We start from the raw sequence: 19,978 nt of genomic DNA, 5'->3' as shown, positions 1-19,978 counted from the left end.
TCTCAATAGCTGCCGCGGCTGAAGCAGACGGCAGGGATTGTCTTGAACACGATGACGAGATCGGTGAGCAGCGACCAGTTCTCCACATAGTGCGTATCGAACGCCACGCGGGCGGCATAGGACACGTCGTTCCGGCCACTGATTTGCCAGAGACCCGTCAGGCCCGGTCGCGAGCGCAGATAATAGACCGCAGCCGCGTCATAGAGCTCGAGCTCGTCTTCCACGACCGGGCGCGGACCGACGAGGCTCATCTCGCCGCGAATCACATTGAGCAATTGCGGCAACTCATCAAGGCTGAGCTTGCGCAGCACGCTGCCGAGAACCGTCACGCGCGGATCATGCTGAAGCTTGCGGGTCGCACGCCATTCCTCGTAAGCGGCGGGATTCGCCCTGAAATACTCCTGCAGCACACGGTCGCCGTCTTCCCTCATCGTGCGGAACTTCAGGCATCTGAAGGCCTGACCGTTGAGACCGATCCGACGATGTCCGTAAAATGCGCTTCCACCGTCCGACAACTTTACCAAAGCCATCAGAAGCAGGAAAAGCGGGCTGAGGGCGAGGAGTCCCAGGGAAGCAATCAGTATGTCGAAACTCCGTTTGGATATCCCCCCAATCGGCCGGGCTGCGCCCATGTCCTGGGAGATGAAAAAAGGCGAACTGGCCGAGCGTGTCGCGGACTTCATAGAGTTGACTCCATTTACGTTTGGCGATTGTCGGTCCCGGAGGACGGGAGCCATCTAAAACGAGTGTATGGTGAGAATTTGTTTTTTGAAGGTCGAATATGGCGCCGGCCAGGCACCACGCGCCGAGCCCTTTCAGGAGTGGTTAGGCCCCGAGAACATCGCCCAAATCAAAATTTAGTAAATTTAAATCTCCAATCAGGCGTTCTTGTCACTATTTTGTCATGACAAAGCACTGATCAGCTCTCTTACTTGTTTTAGCACCCGCTTTGTACTTTCGGCGGCGGATTTTCACTCGGATTCGAAACGAGAAGCCGCGGCGGAGTTTGACGGAATGCAATTTTGGAGAGAATTGGTGCAATGCAACATGATTTTGCGGTGCACATTTCTCGACGACGCAGTCCTGCGATTGTAACAAAAGTTGATCGCAGCAGGCAGACCGTACATCGCCGACAAGACGCTGCAATCAGAAGGGTTTGACGCCTTCCCCCTTGATTTTAGGGGCGGCCGGGCGAGTCAACCGGCTGCAGACGGCTTCCCCGATACGATATACATATAGATCTGGCAGACACATCACTGATTGCATTCAGGTGCGGGCGCAAGGATTTATCTAATTGATTTGGCCTCATAAAGCCGATGGAAAGATTTGCGGCATAAAATGGGCGCAGGATAGCTTTTTGCGTGTTGAAGAGACAAGCCACCACTAATATAGTGCAGATGGGAGTAGAGGCAGATGACGGTTGCATCCGAGAGCGGGAGAGTAGGATAGCCGAATGTTCGCACCGCGTTTTTTTGTGAGCATGCTCGGCGCGTTGGTGGCGTTCGCCATCGCGACCTATTACCTGACCGGATCGTTCGCTTCCACGGCGGTTCAGACGCTGATCTGTGCCGTGCTCATCCAGGTCGGGTATTTTTTTGGCGTGCTATTTCTCATCTGGAAGGAGGCTCGCGAGCGTCGCAAACTTTCCCCTACCATACAGGCAGCAGCCACCGAGGCGGCGACTGAGGAAAAGCAGTCCGCCAAGTTTTCCCTGCGCAGGGTAGGCCGTCCGCGGCATTTCAATTCCTGACCGGGGACCGCGGGCTTCCCGAATCATTTGGAAGCAGAAAAAATTCTGCGCCTGACGCGATTGCGTCATGATCGGCCGGCATGGTCTCGCTCGCCCGTCGAGCGGACGCTGCACTGCCGCGTTCAATGACCACTGGAGGCCCCATATGACCGCAGCCGCGCCGACGAATGTTTGCGTTATCATTGCCGCCAAAAACGCCGCCGATACGATCGGGAGAGCCATCAGGTCCGCCCTCGCCGAGCCAGAAGCAGCCGAAATCATCGTGATCGACGACGGCTCCGCCGACGGCACCGTTGCCGCGGCGCGCGCTGTCGACGACGGTAGCGGCCGCCTTGTCGTCGTCCGCTTTGAAGAGAACCGCGGGCCGGCCGCGGCACGAAACCATGCGATTGCGATCTCACAGTCGCCATTACTGGCGGTGCTCGATGCGGACGACTTCTTCCTGCCCGGGCGGCTGCGGGGGTTGCTGGCGCACGACGATTGGGATTTCATCGCCGACAACATCGCCTTCGTAGATGCAGAGCAGGTGGCAAATATCCGCAGCAAGATTCTGCGGTTTGCGGCCACCCCTCGCCCTCTCGACCTCATCGGATTCGTCGACGGCAACATATCCCAGCGGGGCGTCCGCCGCGGCGAGATCGGGTTTTTGAAGCCGCTGATGCGGCGATCCTTTCTCGATAAGCATCGGCTTCGCTACAATGAGACCCTGCGCCTTGGGGAGGATTACGAACTCTACGCACGGGCACTTGCGCGCGGCGCCTGCTACAAAATCATTTACAGTTGCGGCTATGCCGCGCTGGTTCGAGGGAATTCGCTCAGCGGCCGCCACAGGACCATCGACCTGAAGCGCCTCTACGAGGCCGATCGGAACATCCTTTCCGAGCGGAACCTGACCAGCGACGAAAGAGCTGCTTTCAGGCGGCACGAGCGCCATGTCCGCGCCCGCTACGAACTCAGGCATTTCCTTGATCTCAAAAAGCAAGGCGGCCTCGCAAGCGCGCTCGCCTATGCCTTCTCCCATCCGGCCGCCCTACCGGCGATCGCAGGCGGAATCCTTGCCGACAAGACAGAGCGTTTTCGCCCTGCCCGCTCACCGGCGCCGGTCGCCCTCGGCGGCGCCGGTGAGGTGCGCTATCTGTTGCAAGGGCCAGCAACCGACCGGGCGGAATAACGCCCTGCGAAGATCACGTCGCGAGGTCCGAAGATGTGCAGTGCAACATAAACCCTAAGTTTTAGGGGATGCGCCGCGCCCCCGCCATACCTTACCCTATCGCCGTCAGCAACGACTCGCGGGGATGTCGCATGATGCGCATGGGGATGGCTGCAAAGACCTTCGGCAATAGGGCCCTCTCCCTCCCGCGAGCAGCAGTGCCGGCATGCGGTTGCCCTTGGTCTTGCGCCACGAGGTCGATGGTTGCATTGGCTCTGTTGATTGCCACAGGCAACGCACATGCGTCGGAACCGATCGTTGGCGACGCCATCGTGATCGACGGTGATACGATCGAAATCGCCGGGGAACGCATTCAGTTGAGCGGCGTCGACGCGCCGGAGGGCTGGCAGGTCTGCCTCGACGAAACGGGAGCGGATTATCAGTGCGGAAAGGTATCCGCGCGGGCCTTGAACATCTTTCTTTCCGCCTCCCGCCCGACACGCTGTGAGATCGTCGCGCGTGACCGCTACGGCCGCTTCGTTGCGACCTGCTTTCGCGCGGACGGCGAGGACGTCAATCGGTGGTTGGTCGAGACGGGCAATGCGTTGGAGCGGGCAAACCTCAACCAAGGTCTCTATACCGCGGCCCAAGCCATGGCCCAATCGGCCGGCATCGGCATTTGGCGCGGACAGCCCCAAGGCGGGCGCCCGGAGCGGATCACCCGAGAGGACTTGAGAACCGAAGACGCGCAGTGACCACAGAGCGGTGAGCGGAAAGCAAGGCGACTCGTCAGCGGCTTCACGCCTCGTAAGGCGTGCGGATACGTCTGCGGCGAAGAAGTACACCAAACAGCGGACGTGAATCATTCGGCGCTTAGGCAACTGTAATTGCACACATAAAATTGGCCCGCCTTTGGAGGGCGGGCCTACTCTCGTGATGAAAACATTAAAGTATGCAAGCAATATGAACGCACTTTTGGCGATTTTCCAGTACCATTTTAGGGGCAATTGCAGGCGCCATTGCACCCGTAGGGTAGCGCCGTGGCACTCTTCCCATTCCTTCTGTGGTTGTGAACCGCCTCACCCGCACGCGAATCGACCGCCCATGAATCCTGCCCAAACATTGCCGCATTCCACGGTCCGCACCCCGGAAAGAGCTTCCAAACTCGACATGGACGTCAGCGCAGGCACGGGGATCGGGCGTCCCGCTGCACCGAGTCGTTACGCTCAGAGTTCCGGCCGGCACAACCTCCGCAACATGCTACGAAACAGGGATTTGGCAGGCTGGGGGTTCGGCGGTCCGCTGCGATATCGCGGCCCCTCATACCAACCAGGTGTCATGCTGCAGGGGTTTGCATCCGGTTTTCCGCCGTGATGCCATATTTTTTCTCTGCAAGTGCCCTAGCTTACCGGCTGCGGGCTCAAGTCTGCTCTGTTGAAACGGCCGCGGCTGCGGCACTGCCCAGTAGGGGAGCGACTGAAATCGTGATCGAAGCGAATGTTTCTTCGCGGTGCATCGCAAACCCGAAGACAAGCCTCCGCCCGGGGAGTCCTTCCCGGCGACGTTCCATTCGAAGCACCGAAGGGCTTCCGCGCCATCCACGCCGGGGAGCCGTTCGCCGCAGAAAGGTAGCGCGATATGAACATTGACCGTCTCAAGCGCCACTATCGTCTCGCTCTCGCCGCGACGTTCTCTGTCGTTGGCATCGGACATATTGCCGCGGCCCAGGAGGGCGCCAACGGCACGTCCTTCCTGGACGATTTCGATCGGCTCGACCGCAAGTTCTGGTTTATCTCGGACGGTTGGAACAATGGCACGTTTCAAAATTGCACTTGGTCGGAGAAGCAGGTGAAGGTGGTGAACGGAGTGCTGCAACTGACCTTCGAGGAGCGCAAGGAAGGGGACCGCAATTACGCCTGTGGCGAGATCCAGACGCGCAAGCGTTATGGCTACGGCACCTATGAAGCCAGGATCAAGGCGGCGGACGGATCGGGGCTGAACTCAGCCTTCTTTACCTATATAGGTCCCACCAACAAGAAGCCGCATGACGAAATCGACTTCGAGGTGCTCGGCAAGAACACTGCAAAGGTGCAGGTCAATCAATATGTCTCGGCCAAGGGCGGCAACGAGTTCCTCGCCGATGTACCTGGTGGTGCCAACCAAGGCTTCAATGACTACGCCTTCGTCTGGGAGAAAGACCGGCTTCGCTACTACGTCAATGGCGAATTGGTGCACGAAGTGAACGATCCCGCCAAGATTCCAGTCAACGCCCAGAAGATCTTTTTCAGCCTGTGGGGAACCGACACCCTGACCGATTGGATGGGCACGTTTGCCTATAGGGAGCCGACGAAGCTCGAGGTTGACCGAGTAGCCTTCACGGCCGCCGGCGACGACTGTCAATTCGCTGAGTCGGTGGCATGCCGGCTGGACTGAGATAAACCACTGATTGCTGAGCACTTGCAACATAATGTTGCGATGCACAAAAAACTGGATTAAGCTCGCCCCCGGGTTGGGCAGGAAAACGGACGTTTTCATGCTGCAGATACTTTACTTGGCACAGGATCTTGCCGACCCTGCCGTGCGGCGCAGGACCCTTGCGCTCATCAGCGGCGGGGCCAGGATCACGCTGGCGGGTTTTCGCCGTAGCGACAATCCGCTTGCGGCGATCGAGGGCGTGATGTCGGTTGCGCTCGGCAAGACCGCCGACGGCCGCTTCCTGCAGCGGATCGGCGCCGTGGCCGGCGCATGCCTGTCGCTCAACCGCAAGCTTGGGCACCTTCGCAAGCCTGACGTGATCATCGCCCGCAATCTTGAAATGCTCGCCGTTGCAAGACGGGCCGCGGCACTCTTCGGCGGCGACGTTCCTATCGTCTACGAATGCCTCGATATTCACCGGCTCATGCTGCGCGACGACATGATCGGACGGGCCTTGCGCGCCGCCGAAGGCAGTCTTGGTCGTGACGCGCGCTTGCTGATCACCAGTTCGCCTGCGTTTGTCGAACACTATTTCCGCCCTCTGTCGCACCTCGAAGCAACGCCGATACTCATCGAGAACAAGGTGCTCGAAATCTCGGACGCGAAAGAAGCGGCACATGGGACGGGAATCTATCCGCCGCGCGCCACACCATGGAAAATCGGCTGGTTCGGCGCGCTGCGCTGCAGCAAATCGCTCGCACTTCTCGCCGAATTTTCCAGAAAGATGGAGGGCCGATTCGAAATCGTCCTGCGCGGCCGCCCCGCCCGTTCCGAGTTCGACGATTTCGAAGGATTCGTTCAACTGGAGCCGTTCATGCACTTCGGCGGCGCCTATCGGAACCCGGAGGACCTCCTCGAAATCTATGGCGGCGTGCATTTCACTTGGGCCATCGATTTTTTCGAGGAAGGCCAAAACTCCGCCTGGCTTCTGCCGAACCGCCTCTATGAGGGTTGCCGCTACGGGCGAGTACCGATCGCCATGCGGGGAACCGAAACCGCCCGCTTCCTTTCGGCACGCAACATCGGTCTCGTGCTCGAGGAAGCCAGTGCCGAAGGCCTTGCCGCCCTTGTCGGGGCAATGACGCCGGATCGCTTCACCGATGCCGCAGCGCGCATCGAGCAGTGCCACGCAACAACCTGGGTTTTCAACCGCGCCGACTGCGAGGCGCTGGTGCAGCGATTGGCCGCACTCACGCGCGAACCGCACGCATTCGCACCGGCCTCGGCAATGACCGCGCCCCGACACAATGCCCGCCACAATGAAAGTGGAATGCCATGACCCCGGCCCGTTCGACCTCGAGCCTCATCGTCATCCCATGCCTCAATGAAGCCATGCATATAGAGGCTCTCGTCGAGAAGCTTCGTCCTTCCCTCGATCCGCTGAATGCGAGGATCGTTGTAGCCGACGGGGGCAGTACCGACGGCACACGCGAGATCGTCCGCGACCTTGCCGCGGAGGATGCGCGCCTCCTCTTTCTGGACAATCCGCAACGCATCCAGAGCGCCGCGATCAACCTTGCGGTCGCCGAGTTCGGCAGCGGCGCCGATTTTCTGATCCGCATCGATGCGCACGCCACCTATCCGGACGACTATTGCGTGCGCCTCGTGGAGGAAGCGATCGCCATTGAGGCCGACTCGGTCGTCGTTGCCATGGAGACCGTCGGCCACAGCATCTTCCAGAAGGCGACGGCTGTCGCCCAGAATTCCAAGCTCGGCAATGGCGGCTCGAAACACCGGACCGGGGCGGCGGGCCACTGGGTCGAGCATGGTCACCATGCGCTGATGCGTATCGATGCCTTCCGGGCAATCGGCGGTTATGACGAAAGCTTCAGCCACAACGAGGATGCGGAATTCGACTACCGCTTGCGAAAGGCCGGCTACCGCATCTGGATGACCGACAAGACGACCATGGTTTACTATCCACGCACCAGGATCGGTCCGCTCTTCCGCCAATATTTCGGCTATGGCCGCGGCCGCGCGAGGAATTTCCTGAAACACCGCGCCATGCCCGGAGTGCGGCAGATGCTGCCGATGGCCGTGGCGCCAGTCGCCGTAGGCGCGTTTCTCGCCATCATCAACTGGGCCGCCATCATTCCCTTGGGCGTTTGGGCGGCGGCATGCCTCGGCTATGGCGTGTGGATCGCGCTTGGTCAGCGAAATCCCTACGGCCCGCTTGCGGCGGTTTCGGCTATGGTCATGCATATCGCCTGGTCCGCCGGCTTCTGGCGGGAGCTTCTCTCATTCCGGGACCGGGCGACACGATGAGCGAGAAACTTCGGATCGACATCGGCATCTGCACGTTCCGCCGGCCGGAACTCGCCGAAACGCTTCGCTCTCTCGCGGCGATAAAACAGCCATCGGCCGCACTGGTGGCCGTCATCGTCGCCGACAACGATGTGACGCCGAGCGCCCGGGCGCTCGTCGAAACCTTTCGACCTTCGCTGCCTTTTGAGATCACCTACCTACACTGTCCTGCATCGAATATTTCGATCGCCCGCAATGCCTGCCTCGATAACAGCACCGCAGATTTTCTCGCTTTCATCGACGACGACGAGACCGCTTCGCCGGAATGGCTCACGCGGCTCCTGGAGGCCGCCGGCTCCACGGGCGCCGATGCCGTGCTCGGCCCCGTGAGGGCGCATTATGGCCGATCGGCGCCGAACTGGATGCGCCGCGGCGATTTCCATTCGACGCTGCCGGTCTGGGCCGGGGGAGATATCCGCACAGGCTACACTTGCAACGCCCTGCTCAAGCTCAAGGCACCCTCGCTCGATGGCCGTCGTTTCAAACTTGCGCTCGGCAGAAGCGGCGGCGAGGACACGGATTTCTTCACCGGCATGCACCGGTCTGGCGGACGAATCGCCTTCGCGCCGGAGGCTTGGGTCCATGAACCGGTTACAGAAGCGCGAGCCTCGCTCTCCTGGCTGGCGAAACGGCGCTTCCGCTCCGGGCAGACGCATGGCCGGCTGCTCGCCGAAAAGGCGAATGGCTTCGGCCAACTTCGCGATCTGGCGCTTGCAGCCGCGAAATTCAGCTATTGCGCGCTGGCAGCCGCGGTCACCTTTCCAGCACCGGTTCAGCGCTATCGCTACGCCTTGCGCGGCCTTCTCCATGCCGGCGTCGTGAGCGGCCTTCTTGGGCATGAAGCAATCGAGCAGTATGGAGTTCGGGAGGCGCCGTCGCGATGAACGAAGCAAGCCCCGACGTGTCCTTCGTCGTCGCCGCCTTCAATGCTGCCGACACGATCAGGCGCGCGGTCGACAGCGCCCTGGCCCAGGAGGGCATCTCCACGGAGGTGATCGTCGTCGACGATTGCTCGTCCGATACGACCGCTGCCGTCGTCGCAGCGATGCAGCACCCTCGGCTACGGCTGATCGCGCTTGAGCGAAACCGTGGACCCGGCGGCGCACGCAATGCCGGCCTAGCCGCGGCGCGCGGCCGGTGGATCGCCATTCTCGATGCAGACGACACGGTGGAGCCGCTGCGGCTGAGGCGAATGGTCGACCGCGCCGAGGCCACCGAGGCGCAGATCGTCGTCGACAATCTCGATGTTGTCTCCCTCGATGGCGGCAGCGTCAGAATGTTCCCGGAAGCGGCGCTCGCGGAACTCGAGGAGCTGACGCTCCCCGCCTTCATCGAGTCGAATGTGATTTTCCGCTCGGAACACAATTTCGGCTATATGAAGCCGGTCTTCCAGCGACGGTTTCTCGAGGCGCATGGCCTGCGGTTCGACGAGGCGCTGCGCATCGGCGAAGACTATGTCTTACTCGCCTCCGCGCTTGCCTGCGGCGGGCGCTGCGCCGTGGAGCCCTCCGCCGGCTACGCCTATCATATCCGCGAAGGTTCGATCTCGCGCCTCTTGAGGGTCGAGCATATCGACGCGATGATGGCCGCCGACGAACTCTTCCTCGGCCGCTACGCGCTTGATCCCCTCTCCCAACGGATGCAGCGCAAGCGCAAACGCGGCTTCCGCCAGGCGCGTTCGTTTCTTGTCCTCGTCGACCAGTTGAAGAAGAAATCATTGGCCGGCGCGCTGAGGACCGCGCTCGCCGACCCGCTTGCGCTTCGGCATCTAAGCATGCCGATCGCCGCCCGGCTGCGCCGCCTGACGGCGCGGCCGAAGCATCCCGCCGCCATGACGGCGGCGGCCGAACGATCCCCCTTGGGCAAAGCCCCCCATACGAGCAAAGGATGATACCATGGACCGTATCAGGACCGTCAGGAAAGCAGTGATCCCCGTGGCCGGAAGCGGAACGAGATTCCTTCCAGCCACGAAGGCTGTGCCGAAGGAGATGTTGACCATTGTGGATCGGCCCGTGGTGCAATATGCCGTCGACGAAGCGCGCCAAGCCGGAATCGAGCACGTCGTCTTCGTTACCAGCCGCAACAAGCAGGCAATCGAGGATCATTTCGACGACGCTCCGGAGCTCATTTCCTCACTCTCGCGCTCGGGCAAGGAGGCGCAGATTTCCGAGTTGGAGGCCATGCTGCCGAAGGCAGGATCCGTCAGTTTCACCCGCCAGCAGGCGCCTCTCGGCCTGGGCCATGCGGTCTGGTGCGCCCGCGATCTCATTGGCGACGAGCCGTTTGCGCTGTTGCTGCCGGACATGGTCTCCTTCGGCCAGCGCGGCTGTATGGCCGGGCTCATGGAGCTTTACCGCGAAGTCGGTGGCAACGTCGTCGGCGTGGAGCAATGCGCGCCCGAAGACGCCTCCAAATACGGCATTGTCGGCAAGGGCGACGCTGTGCGGCACGGTTTCGCCGTGAGCGAAATGGTCGAGAAGCCGGCGCCCGGCAAGGCGCCCTCCAACTACTATCTCAACGGCCGCTATATCCTGCAACCGGAGATATTCTCAATCCTTACGCACCAGCCACGCGGCGCCGGCAACGAGATCCAATTGACGGACGGCATGCTCAAGCTTTCGGCCGAGCAAGCCTTCCACGCTCATCCCTATGAAGGCCGCACCTTCGATTGCGGCTCCAAGCAGGGCTTCATCGAGGCCAACGTCACCTTCGCGCTTGCCAGAGCGGATATCGGCGAAACCGTGTTCCAGTCTGTTCGCGAAATCGTCCTGTCTCACGAAAGCCGCACCCGCGCGGCATAAGAAGGTTCCCGGTGGCCGGTTACGGCCACCGGAAGAGGACCGGAGAAAAATATGAACAGAGCGGCCCCGATGAAACAGAGAAGTGTCCCATTGAGCATCATACCCCGCGACGACCAGCCGGACGGCTTTATCGATCTCGATCGGCTTTTTGCCGCCGTCGTTCGCCGGGCGCGGTTGGTGTTGGGCTTCGTGGTGCTCTTCATCATGCTCGGGGCCGCATATCTCCTCTTCACGACGCCGCTCTATACCTCGATGACGAGCATCCTTCTCGACGATGATCTGTCGAAATATGCCGAGGAGGAGAGAACACCCACGAACAGCCAGCTGCTCGACAATCAGATCGCGAGTGCCGTGGAAATCCTGAAGTCCGGCGAACTGGCGTTGCGCGTGGTGGACACGCTGAAACTTTCGGAGAACGAGACGATCCTCAATCCGCCGCGTTCGCCGGTCGCGATCGTCATGGGCTGGGTGAAGTCGGCAGCCGATGTCTTTTCGAGCGGACCGGCTGTCTCGGAAGAAGCTGCGCGCAACGGACGTCGGCTGAAGGCGGCCGCGCTCCTCCAGCAGGCACTGAATGTCGAGCGCGTGTCACGAAGCTCGGTGGTGGCCCTTGCCTACCGCTCCAGCGATCCACAACTCGCGGCGACGGTGACCCGGGCCTATGCCGACGCCTATCTCACGGATCAGTTGAACGCCAATTTCGAAGCGACGGAGCGGGCGACGGTGTGGCTGCAGGAGCGGCTCGACGACCTGAGACAGCGCTCGCAGACGGCGGCCCTCGAGGTCGAACGTTTCCGCAGCGAGAAGGGGCTGACGGCTGCTCGCGGCGAACTGATGTCCGAGCAACAGCTCTCCGATCTCAACAGTCAGCTTATCGTCGCACAGGCGGACACGGCGAGCGCCTCCGCACGCTACAACCAGTACAAATCGATTGTCGATCAGGGACCGGAGGGCGCAGTCAACAACGCCACCATCTCCCCTAAAGAGGGCGACAATTCCGTGATCAAGGAGCTCCGCAACCGCTATCTCACCATTGGCAAGCGCGAACGCGAAGTCTCGGAGAATTTCGGGGAGGATCATCCCCAGGCCGTCTCGCTGCGCGGGGAGCGCGAGGACATCGCGCGGCAGATCTATCAGGAACTGAAGCAGCTGACCGCCAGCTACCGGAACGAATATGAAGTCGCCCGCTCGCGCGAGGCATCGCTGCGCGAGAGCATCGAAGGTATTACCGGCAAGAATTCCGATGCCAGCCAATCGCTGGTGCAATTGCGCGGTCTGGAACAGAAAGCGGCGGCGCTGAAGTCGCTCTACGAGTCCTATCTTGGGCGCTATGAGCAGGCGACACAGCAGCGCTCCTTCCCGATCGCCAAGGCTCGCGTCATTTCCGAGGCCGGTGTTCCGGTTGGACCCTCGAGCCCGAAGAAGACGATGACGCTCGCGCTTTCGGCGGTGCTCGGACTTTTGGTCGGCGGTGCCTATGCGGCATTTCTCGAATTCCGCGAACGCACGTTCCGCCTGGAAGGTGACGTACGCTCGGCCCTCGGCCACCGGTCGCTCGGTTACCTGCCCCTGGTCGGATCCCGGCACAAGAAAGCGACGGAGCTCGTGCGGGCGCGATTCGGCTCCGACCGACCGCCACACGAAGCCGAGGAAACTTCTCTACCGTTCCCGCGGCTCTCGCGCCTCGTCGTCGACGCGCCACGCTCGGCTTTCGCGGAGACGTTCCGGAATGCAAAACTCGCCTGCGATCATATGCTGCCCGGCAACGAGAGCCGGGTGATCGCAATCGCCTCCGCGCTGCCCGACGAGGGCAAATCGGTCGTGGCGGCAAACTTTGCGGCGCTTCTCGCCGCGAGCGGAAAGAGAACCTTGCTGATTGACGCCGATATCCGCAAGCCCGGCCTGACCCGATTGATCACGCCTGCGCCGCGTGGAGGGCTGGTGGAAGTGCTGACGGGCGAGGCCACTTGGCCCGCGGGCATCAAGGTGGATCAGCGCTCCAAGCTCGCAATCCTGCCTGCAGGCGGCGGCACATCGAACGAAAGGCGGCATCAGAGCAATGAATTGCTCGCATCGCCTGCCATGGCGGGGCTGATCGAGAACGCCCGCAATTCCTTCGACTATGTCGTCGTCGACCTCGCAGCCCTCGCCCCCGTGGTCGATGCGAAGGCCTTCGCGCCGCTCGCCGACGGCGTTCTCTTCGTCGTCGAATGGGGCAGGACACCCACAAGGCTCGTGCGCGATCTCCTCAATTCCGAGCCGCAGATCGATGCCAAGGTTCTCGGCGTCATTCTCAACAAGACCGATATGAAGGAGCTGCAGAAGTACAGCGACTTCGACGGCGCAGAGAAATACCGGCATCGTTACGGCAAGTACTACATCGAGCCGGATGTACCCGAGGCCCGCTACACGGCCGCTTGACCCGCGAGTCCTTCAGCGGCCTCCGCCTGAAATCTGTTTCGAGGGACTTGAAGGCGGCGTCATCGCCGCCTTCGCTTTCGAGCGGGTGTTCCATGTTTGAGAGCGAGGCTAATCGGGGCACGCACGAGAAGCGACGAATTGGGGATTGAACGGTAGAGCGCGCTCGGATCGCCCGCAAGACGACCGAAGTCCTGGTTTGCCGCCAGCGCGTGCACTGTCGTCAATGTCGCCGCCGATGTTCCACGTGTGAGAATTCTACCGTGCGGGACCTCAGGTCGGCAGGCGCCGCCGCGCGACTGATTCAATTGGACTTGCGGTCGAGGCCGACGATCCACGCCGCAACCATGAAGACGATCGCCGCCATCAGGGCGCCGAACGCCAGAAGGTAAAACAGGAAATATTCGATCAGCCGGGGCGCGAACAGGAGTGCACGCCACAATAGGCTTGGCGACTGCCGCCAGTCCGGCAGTTCGTCACGATTGAAAGCCTCCAGTCGACGAGCAAGAAAGTGCATATCGCTGAACCCGCTGTCTTTCGTTAACCATAGACGATAGCCTTTTCCGGCTCAACCATGGCAATAGCAGGGCATGAGGCTGGCATGCCTCCCAATTTGACGTTAAGAGTTCCACCATTGGTGGAAATGATGCACCGGTCCCCGCCCCTGCCCGACCTTCAGGTCGTCGGCGGCGGAAATTGCTCCATGCAGATAATGTTTGGCTGCGCGGACCGCTTCGGCGAGCGGTAGCCCCGAAGCGAGGCCCGCGGCGATTGCAGCTGAAAGGGTGCAGCCGGTACCGTGATCATTGTGTGTCTCTATGCGCGATGCCGGCAGACGCAGCAACGTTTGGCCATCGAGGAAGAAGTCCGTGGCGTCGCCACCGGGCAGATGTCCTCCTTTGACCAGCACGGAACGGGCTCCAGTCTTCAAGAGCGCCTCGGCCTGGCGCACCATCTCTCCTTCACTCTCGGCGGTCGGACGGCCGGTCAGAAGTGCCGCTTCGGCCAGGTTCGGGGTCGCGACGAGTGCCAGAGGCAGCAGGTCTTCGATGAGTGCTGCGATCGCTCCCGGGTGGAGCAGACGATCGCCGGAGGTTGCAACCATCACCGGGTCGACGACCGCAAGCCTGCCGTAACGGCGCAGGCCATCGGCGATGACGGCAATTGTCTCCCGTCGCGACACCATGCCGATCTTCACCGCCTTCACGTCAAGGTCGCTAAGTACAGCTTCCATCTGTGCCGCCACCATTCCGGCCGAGACGTCCTCAACGGCGGCAACACCCCTGGTGTTCTGCGCGGTGATCGCCGTGACGACGCTTGCACCGTAAACCCCGAGCGCCGAGAAGGTCTTGAGGTCGGCCTGGATGCCGGCACCGCCGCCCGAATCCGATCCGGCAATGGTGAGCGCCACCGGCGCAATGGGGCGAGGAGGCATCATCTATCGAACTCCCGACACACGTCACGGAGATCCGGTAAGGCGAAGAATTGGCTTGGCTTGCCGAGGGCGACCCATTCCGTTCCTACGCCGGCATGACCCGGATCAGGTTCAAGGGTCCGGCTCACCACCGTCTCAGCGCCGTCAGGCGCTCCCCTCGGAATGCCGGCATTCTATGCGTCAGCAGCCCCGGAGTGTCAACGCAATGCGGCCGCGGCACTGGCGCACGAGCCGGTCGACGTGAAGCCGGACGATCTTTCTCACTGCTGGGAGCGACGACGCGTTTCGCGCTCGAAAACTTTGCCGTTTGCGCTATTCTTGCGCAATTCCTCCGACACGAAAGGAGCACATCATGGCCCTGCGCATCAACGATACTGCCCCCGATTTTACCGCAGAGACGACCCACGGCACGATCAATTTCCACGAATGGGTCGGTGACGGATGGGCGGTCCTCTTCTCTCACCCGAAGAATTTCACGCCCGTATGCACCACCGAACTCGGCGCCATGGCGGGGGTGGAAGACGAATTCCGCAAACGCGGCGTCAAGATCATCGGCATCTCCGTCGATCCGGTCGAGAGCCATGCCAAGTGGAAGGGCGACATCAAGCTCGCGACGGGCTTTGATGTCGAATATCCGCTGATCGGCGATCGCGATCTCAAGGTGGCCAAGCTTTACGACATGCTGCCGGCCGACGCCGGGGACACTTCCGAGGGCCGCACGCCTGCCGACAATGCGACCGTGCGGTCGGTCTACGTCATTGGTCCGGATAAGAAGATCAAGCTGATGCTGAGCTATCCGATGACCACCGGCCGCAATTTCGAAGAGATCCTGCGGGCGATCGATTCGATCCAGCTCACCGCCAAGCATCAGGTGGCAACGCCCGCCAACTGGAAACAGGGCGAGGATGTCATCATCACGGCCGCGGTGTCGAACGAGGATGCCGTCCAGCGCTTCGGCTCCTTCGAGACGGTTCTACCCTATCTCAGGAAGACCAAGCAGCCGACGGCTTGAGACCGCCGGCCAACCGGGGATAGATACCATCATTCGCCGCGAAACCACGTGTTTCGTGGCGGTCTTTTTTGAGCCGCGCGGTACGTTACTGCGGATGCACGAGCGCGGAGGATTTCATCAGTCGGCTTCCAGCGTGTCGATGATGTCGGCGAGGACGCCGTGCAGTGCGTCTCGATAGCCGGTACGGGCGGAAGGCCCATCCTGTTCGGAGGTCATCACGACGGTCAGCTTCAAGTCCGGCACGATATAGAGCATCTGGCCGCCGTAACCCCAGGCGAAATGCACGTCTTCGCCGCCGATCTGCCGGGTGAACCAGCCGTAGCCATAGGCGTCGCCGGAAAATCGCGAATTCGTGTGTGCCTGCCAGGAGAGATCGATCCAATTGTCCGGGATGACTTGGCGCCCATCCTCCGTCCGGCCGCGATTGCGGTAGAGCTCGCCGAAGGTGAGCAGAGAGCGGGCGGTCATGGCCATCTCGTTTCCGCCGAGATAGATCCCCTGCGGATCCCGCGACCAGGCGTCGATGCGAAACCCGTCGACCGGGCCCAGCCATTCGCGCGCAAGGGCCAGGGTCGACTTGCCGCCAACTTTCGTCAGGATCGCCGACAGGAGATGCGTCGACGCCGTCGAATAGAGCATCCTCCCTCCCGGCTCCGCGTCGAACGGCTGCGCAAGTGCGAAACGAACCCAATTGCGGCTTGAAACCCAGCGCCCGTAGTTCGGGCCGGACAGTCGGCCCAATCCCGCCTGCATCGACAACAGGTTGCCGATCGTGATGTCGCCGATGCGCGGGTCGGCCGGGGAAGGCAGGTCCGACTTGAGAATGGGGGCGATCTTCTGCTCGGGTCCTGTAAGAAGACCTTTGTCGATAGCGATGCCGACGAGAGCCGAGATGATCGACTTCGACGCTGACTTGATATTGGTCGATTCCGATGGCCGATGGCCGCGATAGCCCTGTTCCGCGACCACTTCGCCGTCCTGGGCGACGATGATCGTCTTCAGGGACTTGAGATCGTCCCGTCCTGCGAGGCTCTTGAGAAGACCCGGCACAGCGGAGGTCTGCTGCGCGATCACTGGCGAAACGCAGACCAGAAGCGATAGAATAACGGCCACGAACCTGATCATGCCCACGACCTAGAGCCAAAGCGCTGCACAGCCATGCGGTGGGCGCCCGGCTCACGACAATTTGAGCGATTACTCGACATGGCGGCCTAAAAAGCGCGCTTGCAGACGACTTGCGCAGGGTCAAGGCGCCGGAAGGCGCCTCGCATATTCTTGTCCCCTGCAAAGGAGAAAACTTGACGCCGAACCGCTTATCCAAACTGATTTCGCAGGGAGAGGAATTGGGCCGGCGCCTTCTCCTCGCGCTGATTGCTTCGGCGCTGCTGACGGGCGGCGCCGCCTGGTTCGCCGGCCGGCCCGAGATCAGCACAGCCGCTTGGGCTGCGGGCACCGCAGTTGTGCTGACGAGCCTCATCACCGAGATCGCGATCAGCCTCGGCAAAAGGGAATTCGGGCTCGACATCATCGCCGCACTCGCGATGGCGGGCGCGCTTCTCCTTGGAGAATACCTGACCGGCAGCATCGTCGCGCTGATGTTCACGGGCGGGCAGGCATTGGAGGAGTTTGCGCAGCGGCGGGCGCGGCGCGAGCTGACGGCGCTGCTTGATCGGGCGCCGAGCACCGCCATGCGCTTAGCGGAAGGGCAATGGGAGGAGGTGCCCGTCGGCGCGCTGACGGCCGGCAATTGCATCCTGGTGCGTGCAGGAGAAGTCGTGGCGGTGGACGGAAATGTGGAGGACGGCAATGTCGCCGTCATCGACGAGTCGGCTCTGACCGGAGAGGCCCTGCCAGTCCGCCGGCGGTCCGGCGAACCGGTGCTGAGCGGCACACTAAATGCCGGCGATGCCTTCCAAATGACTGCATCGCACACGGCAGCCGAGAGCACCTACGCCGCGATTGCAAGACTGGTCGAGGCGGCAAGGGCCGCCAAGGCACCGATGGCGCGCCTCGCGGATCGCTACGCGCTCGTTTTTCTGGCCATCACGCTACTGCTTGCCGGCGGGGCCTGGGCCGTATCCGGGGAGGCGATCCGGGCGCTTGCCGTCCTCGTTGTCGCCACGCCCTGTCCGTTGATCCTTGCCGTGCCGGTGGCAATCATCTCGGGCGTGTCGCGCTGCGCCGGCAAAGGCGTGCTCGTGAAAGGTGGCGGCGCCCTGGAGATGCTGGCCAACACGAAAACGGTGCTTCTGGACAAGACGGGCACGATCACCGACGGCCGGGCCGGGCTGATCGACGCGAGATGCCGCGGCGACCTCGATCCGATCGAGGTACTGCGCCTTGCAGCATCGCTGGACCAGGGTTCCCACCATGTCATCGCCCGGGCGCTCGTCGCGGCGGCGCGCGAACGCGGACTTGAACTTTCCACACCCTCCGCTTCCCGCGAGACGGCGGGAGCCGGAGTGACCGGCTACGTAGAAGGTCACGAGATCGCCGTCGGAGGCTGGGATTTCGTGAGCGCGCGTGTCGAGGCGAGCGGCTTTTCTCGAGAGATCCGGGAATGGATCGCTAGAGACGGTTTCGTCGCCGTCCTCGTCGCCGTGGACAGGTCCTTGGCAGGCGCGTTCCTGTTGGCGGACGAGATCAGGCCCGAGGCGGGCTCGGTGCTCCGGCATTTGCGCGAGGCTGGGGCCCGGCGTATCGTGCTCGCTACCGGCGATCGTGCGGAAATGGCCGAGATCCTCGCATCCTTCCTCCAAGTCGACAGTGTGATGGCCGAATTGACCCCGGAGGACAAGACCCGGATCGTCGAGGCGGAAAAGGCCTCGGGGAGACCAGTCATGATGGTGGGCGACGGCGTGAACGACGCGCCGGCGCTCGCCGCCGCCGATATCGGGGTGGCGATGAGTGCGCGCGGCGCCGCCGCGTCCTCCGAAGCGGCCGACGTCGTCATTCTCGTGGACAGGCTCGACCGCCTCGTCAGCGCGATCCGGATCGCCCGGCGCTCGCATCGCATCGCCCTTCAGAGCGTCTATGCCGGCATGGGCCTGTCCATTGCCGGCATGATCGCGGCGGCACTCGGCTACCTGGCCCCGGTCCAAGGCGCACTCTTGCAGGAACTCATCGACGTGGTGGCGATCCTCAATGCATTGCGCGCCCTTGCAGGGCCGGTGCACGGCTGGAGAAAGCGACCGCGACTGCCGCATGCGGAGCTCCTGCGTTTGGAAGAGGAGCATCGTGACTTGATCGACGTCGTGGACGAAATCCGCCACACGGCCGAACGCGTCGGGCACTTGCCGGGACCTGAATTCCGCCGGCAGCTTGCGGATCTGGACGTGTTGCTCAGGCAACGTCTCCTTCAGCACGAGCGGCAGGACGATGAAGAACTTTATCCGAAACTGCGTGGTAGCACGGACACGCCGGACGCGCTTGCGGGCATGAGTCGGACGCATATGGAGATCCGGCGGCGGGTACACAGCCTGGCTTCGCTTCGCAAGGCACTCGGCGAGGATGGGCCAAGCCCCGCGCAACGCTACGAAATCCAGCGGCTGCTCCACGGCCTCGAAGCAATCACGCGGCTGCATTTCGCCCAGGAGCAGGAAATCTATCGGATGCTCGAGGACGGTTGAGAGGAATGACCCCGCGGACGGTACAGACGACCGTTCGTCTCCGGATCGCAGGCGATCAAGAACGCCCTGCCTCGGCTTCGTAGATGGCGAACACATCGTCGCGCCTGCAAAGCTCGGTGCCGGGCGTCATCGCAGCGGCCGCACCCGCGGCCACCCCCAAGCGGAACGCATCTTCCATCGGTTTGCCCTGCATCAGGAACCAGACCACCGCCCCGACGAAGCTGTCACCGGCCCCGACGGCGGATTGGACGACCACATGTTTCGAGGGTACGCGCAGGATTCCATTCGGACCGGCCAGCCAGGCACCCTCGCGACCCATGGTGACCGCGACATATTCGGCGGCGCCATTCTTGACCAGCGTCGCCGCCGCTTCGCCGACGCCGTGTTCGTTGAGACGGCGGCCGACCAGCGTCTCCAACTCGCCGATGCTCGGCTTCACCAGCAGAATGGGAGCCCTGCCCAAGGTCTCCCGCAAGGTCGATCCCGGACAATCCAACAGAACCTTGGCGCCGTTCGCAGCCGCCGCTTCGGCCATCCGCGCGTAGGTGTCTTCCGGCGCCCCCCGAGGCAGGCTGCCGCTCGCCACGACGAAGTCGCCGTTGAAGCGCTTGACGATCTCCAAGGCATTCGCAAGGTTCTCCTTCGACACTTCCGGCCCTTCGGGAACAAAGCGATACTCGAAGCCGCTCTCCTTCTCTTGCACCATAAAGGCAATTCTCGTGGATTCGGTGATCGGCACGACGTGCAGATCGATCGACAGTTTCCTCAGCCAATCCTCGAGCATTGCACCCGTTGCGCCACCGGTTAGGATCAGGAGTTCGGGCCGCCCGCCGAGTTCGGCAATGACTCGCGCCACATTCACGCCGCCACCGCCGGCCTGGCGGCGCTCGTTACGCGTCCGCATCTTGCGGGTCGGCTGCACGCGGTCGACCTCACTCGAGACGTCGATCGTGGGGTTCAGTGCGATCGCCAGTACGGACTTCGGTCTGGGTTCCGTCATCGAA

17 protein-coding genes and 1 riboswitch are annotated in these 19,978 nt (G+C 62.2%); of the genes, 12 read left to right on the top strand and 5 right to left on the bottom strand.

Annotated elements, in window-relative coordinates; translation table 11 throughout:
* Window positions 1–2 precede the first annotated feature (2 nt).
* On the bottom strand, window positions 3–683 hold the full coding sequence (locus AC4P1R_RS17690) for a sugar transferase (RefSeq protein ID WP_069460123.1): 681 nt from the start codon (window positions 681–683) through the stop codon (window positions 3–5).
* A 770-nt stretch (window positions 684–1,453) separates the two neighbouring features.
* On the opposite strand from AC4P1R_RS17690, the gene exoX reads away from it, so the two are divergent.
* The 10 genes from exoX to AC4P1R_RS17640 all read left to right on the top strand — a co-directional run bounded on the left by exoX (window position 1,454) and on the right by AC4P1R_RS17640 (window position 12,901).
* Complete coding sequence (gene exoX, locus AC4P1R_RS17685; RefSeq protein WP_069460122.1) at window positions 1,454–1,750, top strand: exopolysaccharide production repressor ExoX; 297 nt, start codon at window positions 1,454–1,456, stop codon at window positions 1,748–1,750.
* A gap of 145 nt (window positions 1,751–1,895) precedes the next feature.
* On the top strand, window positions 1,896–2,921 hold the full coding sequence (locus tag AC4P1R_RS17680) for a glycosyltransferase family 2 protein (RefSeq protein ID WP_492178366.1): 1,026 nt from the start codon (window positions 1,896–1,898) through the stop codon (window positions 2,919–2,921).
* A 239-nt stretch (window positions 2,922–3,160) separates the two neighbouring features.
* Window positions 3,161–3,655 carry a thermonuclease family protein gene (locus AC4P1R_RS17675; RefSeq protein ID WP_245314710.1) on the top strand — a complete coding sequence of 165 codons (495 nt, stop codon included), beginning with the start codon at window positions 3,161–3,163 and terminating at the stop codon, window positions 3,653–3,655.
* 883 nt (window positions 3,656–4,538) lie between these two features.
* Window positions 4,539–5,333: an endo-1,3-1,4-beta-glycanase ExoK gene (gene exoK / locus AC4P1R_RS17670; RefSeq protein ID WP_273360614.1), complete on the top strand. Its 795-nt coding sequence runs from the start codon at window positions 4,539–4,541 to the stop codon at window positions 5,331–5,333.
* Between the two features lie 100 nt (window positions 5,334–5,433).
* A complete protein-coding gene (locus tag AC4P1R_RS17665; RefSeq protein WP_273360612.1) occupies window positions 5,434–6,654 on the top strand; it encodes a glycosyl transferase family 1 in 1,221 nt (406 codons plus the stop codon).
* Window positions 6,651–7,640: a glycosyltransferase family 2 protein gene (locus tag AC4P1R_RS17660; protein WP_069460117.1), complete on the top strand. Its 990-nt coding sequence runs from the start codon at window positions 6,651–6,653 to the stop codon at window positions 7,638–7,640. Before AC4P1R_RS17665 ends, AC4P1R_RS17660 begins: the two co-directional genes overlap by 4 nt.
* Window positions 7,637–8,563: a glycosyltransferase family 2 protein gene (locus AC4P1R_RS17655; protein ID WP_273360611.1), complete on the top strand. Its 927-nt coding sequence runs from the start codon at window positions 7,637–7,639 to the stop codon at window positions 8,561–8,563. Before AC4P1R_RS17660 ends, AC4P1R_RS17655 begins: the two co-directional genes overlap by 4 nt.
* Window positions 8,560–9,570, top strand: coding sequence for a glycosyltransferase family 2 protein (locus AC4P1R_RS17650; RefSeq protein ID WP_273360609.1), 1,011 nt, complete (start codon window positions 8,560–8,562; stop codon window positions 9,568–9,570). The genes AC4P1R_RS17655 and AC4P1R_RS17650 overlap by 4 nt, the downstream gene beginning before the upstream one ends.
* 4 nt (window positions 9,571–9,574) lie before the next feature.
* Window positions 9,575–10,480: a UTP--glucose-1-phosphate uridylyltransferase gene (locus AC4P1R_RS17645; RefSeq protein ID WP_069460114.1), complete on the top strand. Its 906-nt coding sequence runs from the start codon at window positions 9,575–9,577 to the stop codon at window positions 10,478–10,480.
* A gap of 51 nt (window positions 10,481–10,531) precedes the next feature.
* Window positions 10,532–12,901: a polysaccharide biosynthesis tyrosine autokinase gene (locus AC4P1R_RS17640; protein ID WP_069460113.1), complete on the top strand. Its 2,370-nt coding sequence runs from the start codon at window positions 10,532–10,534 to the stop codon at window positions 12,899–12,901.
* A 301-nt stretch (window positions 12,902–13,202) separates the two neighbouring features.
* Here AC4P1R_RS17640 and AC4P1R_RS17635 read toward each other — a convergent pair whose 3' ends face one another.
* Together AC4P1R_RS17635 and thiD are read right to left on the bottom strand one after the other, a co-directional pair.
* Window positions 13,203–13,415, bottom strand: a complete 213-nt coding sequence (locus tag AC4P1R_RS17635) for a hypothetical protein (protein WP_069460112.1) — start codon at window positions 13,413–13,415, stop codon at window positions 13,203–13,205.
* Between the two features lie 102 nt (window positions 13,416–13,517).
* A complete protein-coding gene (gene thiD / locus AC4P1R_RS17630; protein WP_069460237.1) occupies window positions 13,518–14,333 on the bottom strand; it encodes a bifunctional hydroxymethylpyrimidine kinase/phosphomethylpyrimidine kinase in 816 nt (271 codons plus the stop codon).
* 65 nt (window positions 14,334–14,398) lie between these two features.
* Window positions 14,399–14,501: riboswitch (TPP riboswitch) on the bottom strand.
* Between the two features lie 184 nt (window positions 14,502–14,685).
* On the opposite strand from thiD, the gene AC4P1R_RS17625 reads away from it, so the two are divergent.
* The gene (locus AC4P1R_RS17625) at window positions 14,686–15,345 is read left to right on the top strand and encodes a peroxiredoxin (RefSeq protein WP_069460111.1); all 660 of its coding nucleotides are present in this window, start codon (window positions 14,686–14,688) and stop codon (window positions 15,343–15,345) included.
* Between the two features lie 117 nt (window positions 15,346–15,462).
* Here the strand turns inward: AC4P1R_RS17625 and AC4P1R_RS17620 are convergent, their stop codons facing one another.
* Window positions 15,463–16,470 carry a serine hydrolase domain-containing protein gene (locus tag AC4P1R_RS17620; protein WP_069460110.1) on the bottom strand — a complete coding sequence of 336 codons (1,008 nt, stop codon included), beginning with the start codon at window positions 16,468–16,470 and terminating at the stop codon, window positions 15,463–15,465.
* 218 nt (window positions 16,471–16,688) lie between these two features.
* On the opposite strand from AC4P1R_RS17620, the gene AC4P1R_RS17615 reads away from it, so the two are divergent.
* Entirely contained in the window at window positions 16,689–18,974 is a 2,286-nt protein-coding gene (locus tag AC4P1R_RS17615) for a heavy metal translocating P-type ATPase (protein WP_245314709.1), read from the top strand.
* Between the two features lie 55 nt (window positions 18,975–19,029).
* On the opposite strand, the gene AC4P1R_RS17610 is transcribed toward AC4P1R_RS17615, so the two are convergent.
* Window positions 19,030–19,974: a 1-phosphofructokinase family hexose kinase gene (locus tag AC4P1R_RS17610; protein ID WP_069460109.1), complete on the bottom strand. Its 945-nt coding sequence runs from the start codon at window positions 19,972–19,974 to the stop codon at window positions 19,030–19,032.
* Window positions 19,975–19,978 lie beyond the last annotated feature (4 nt).

Source organism: Sinorhizobium sp. Y406, assembly GCF_058732025.1.
Note: the sequence above shows the minus strand (reverse complement) of the source record. Positions and strands in the feature narration are given on the sequence as shown.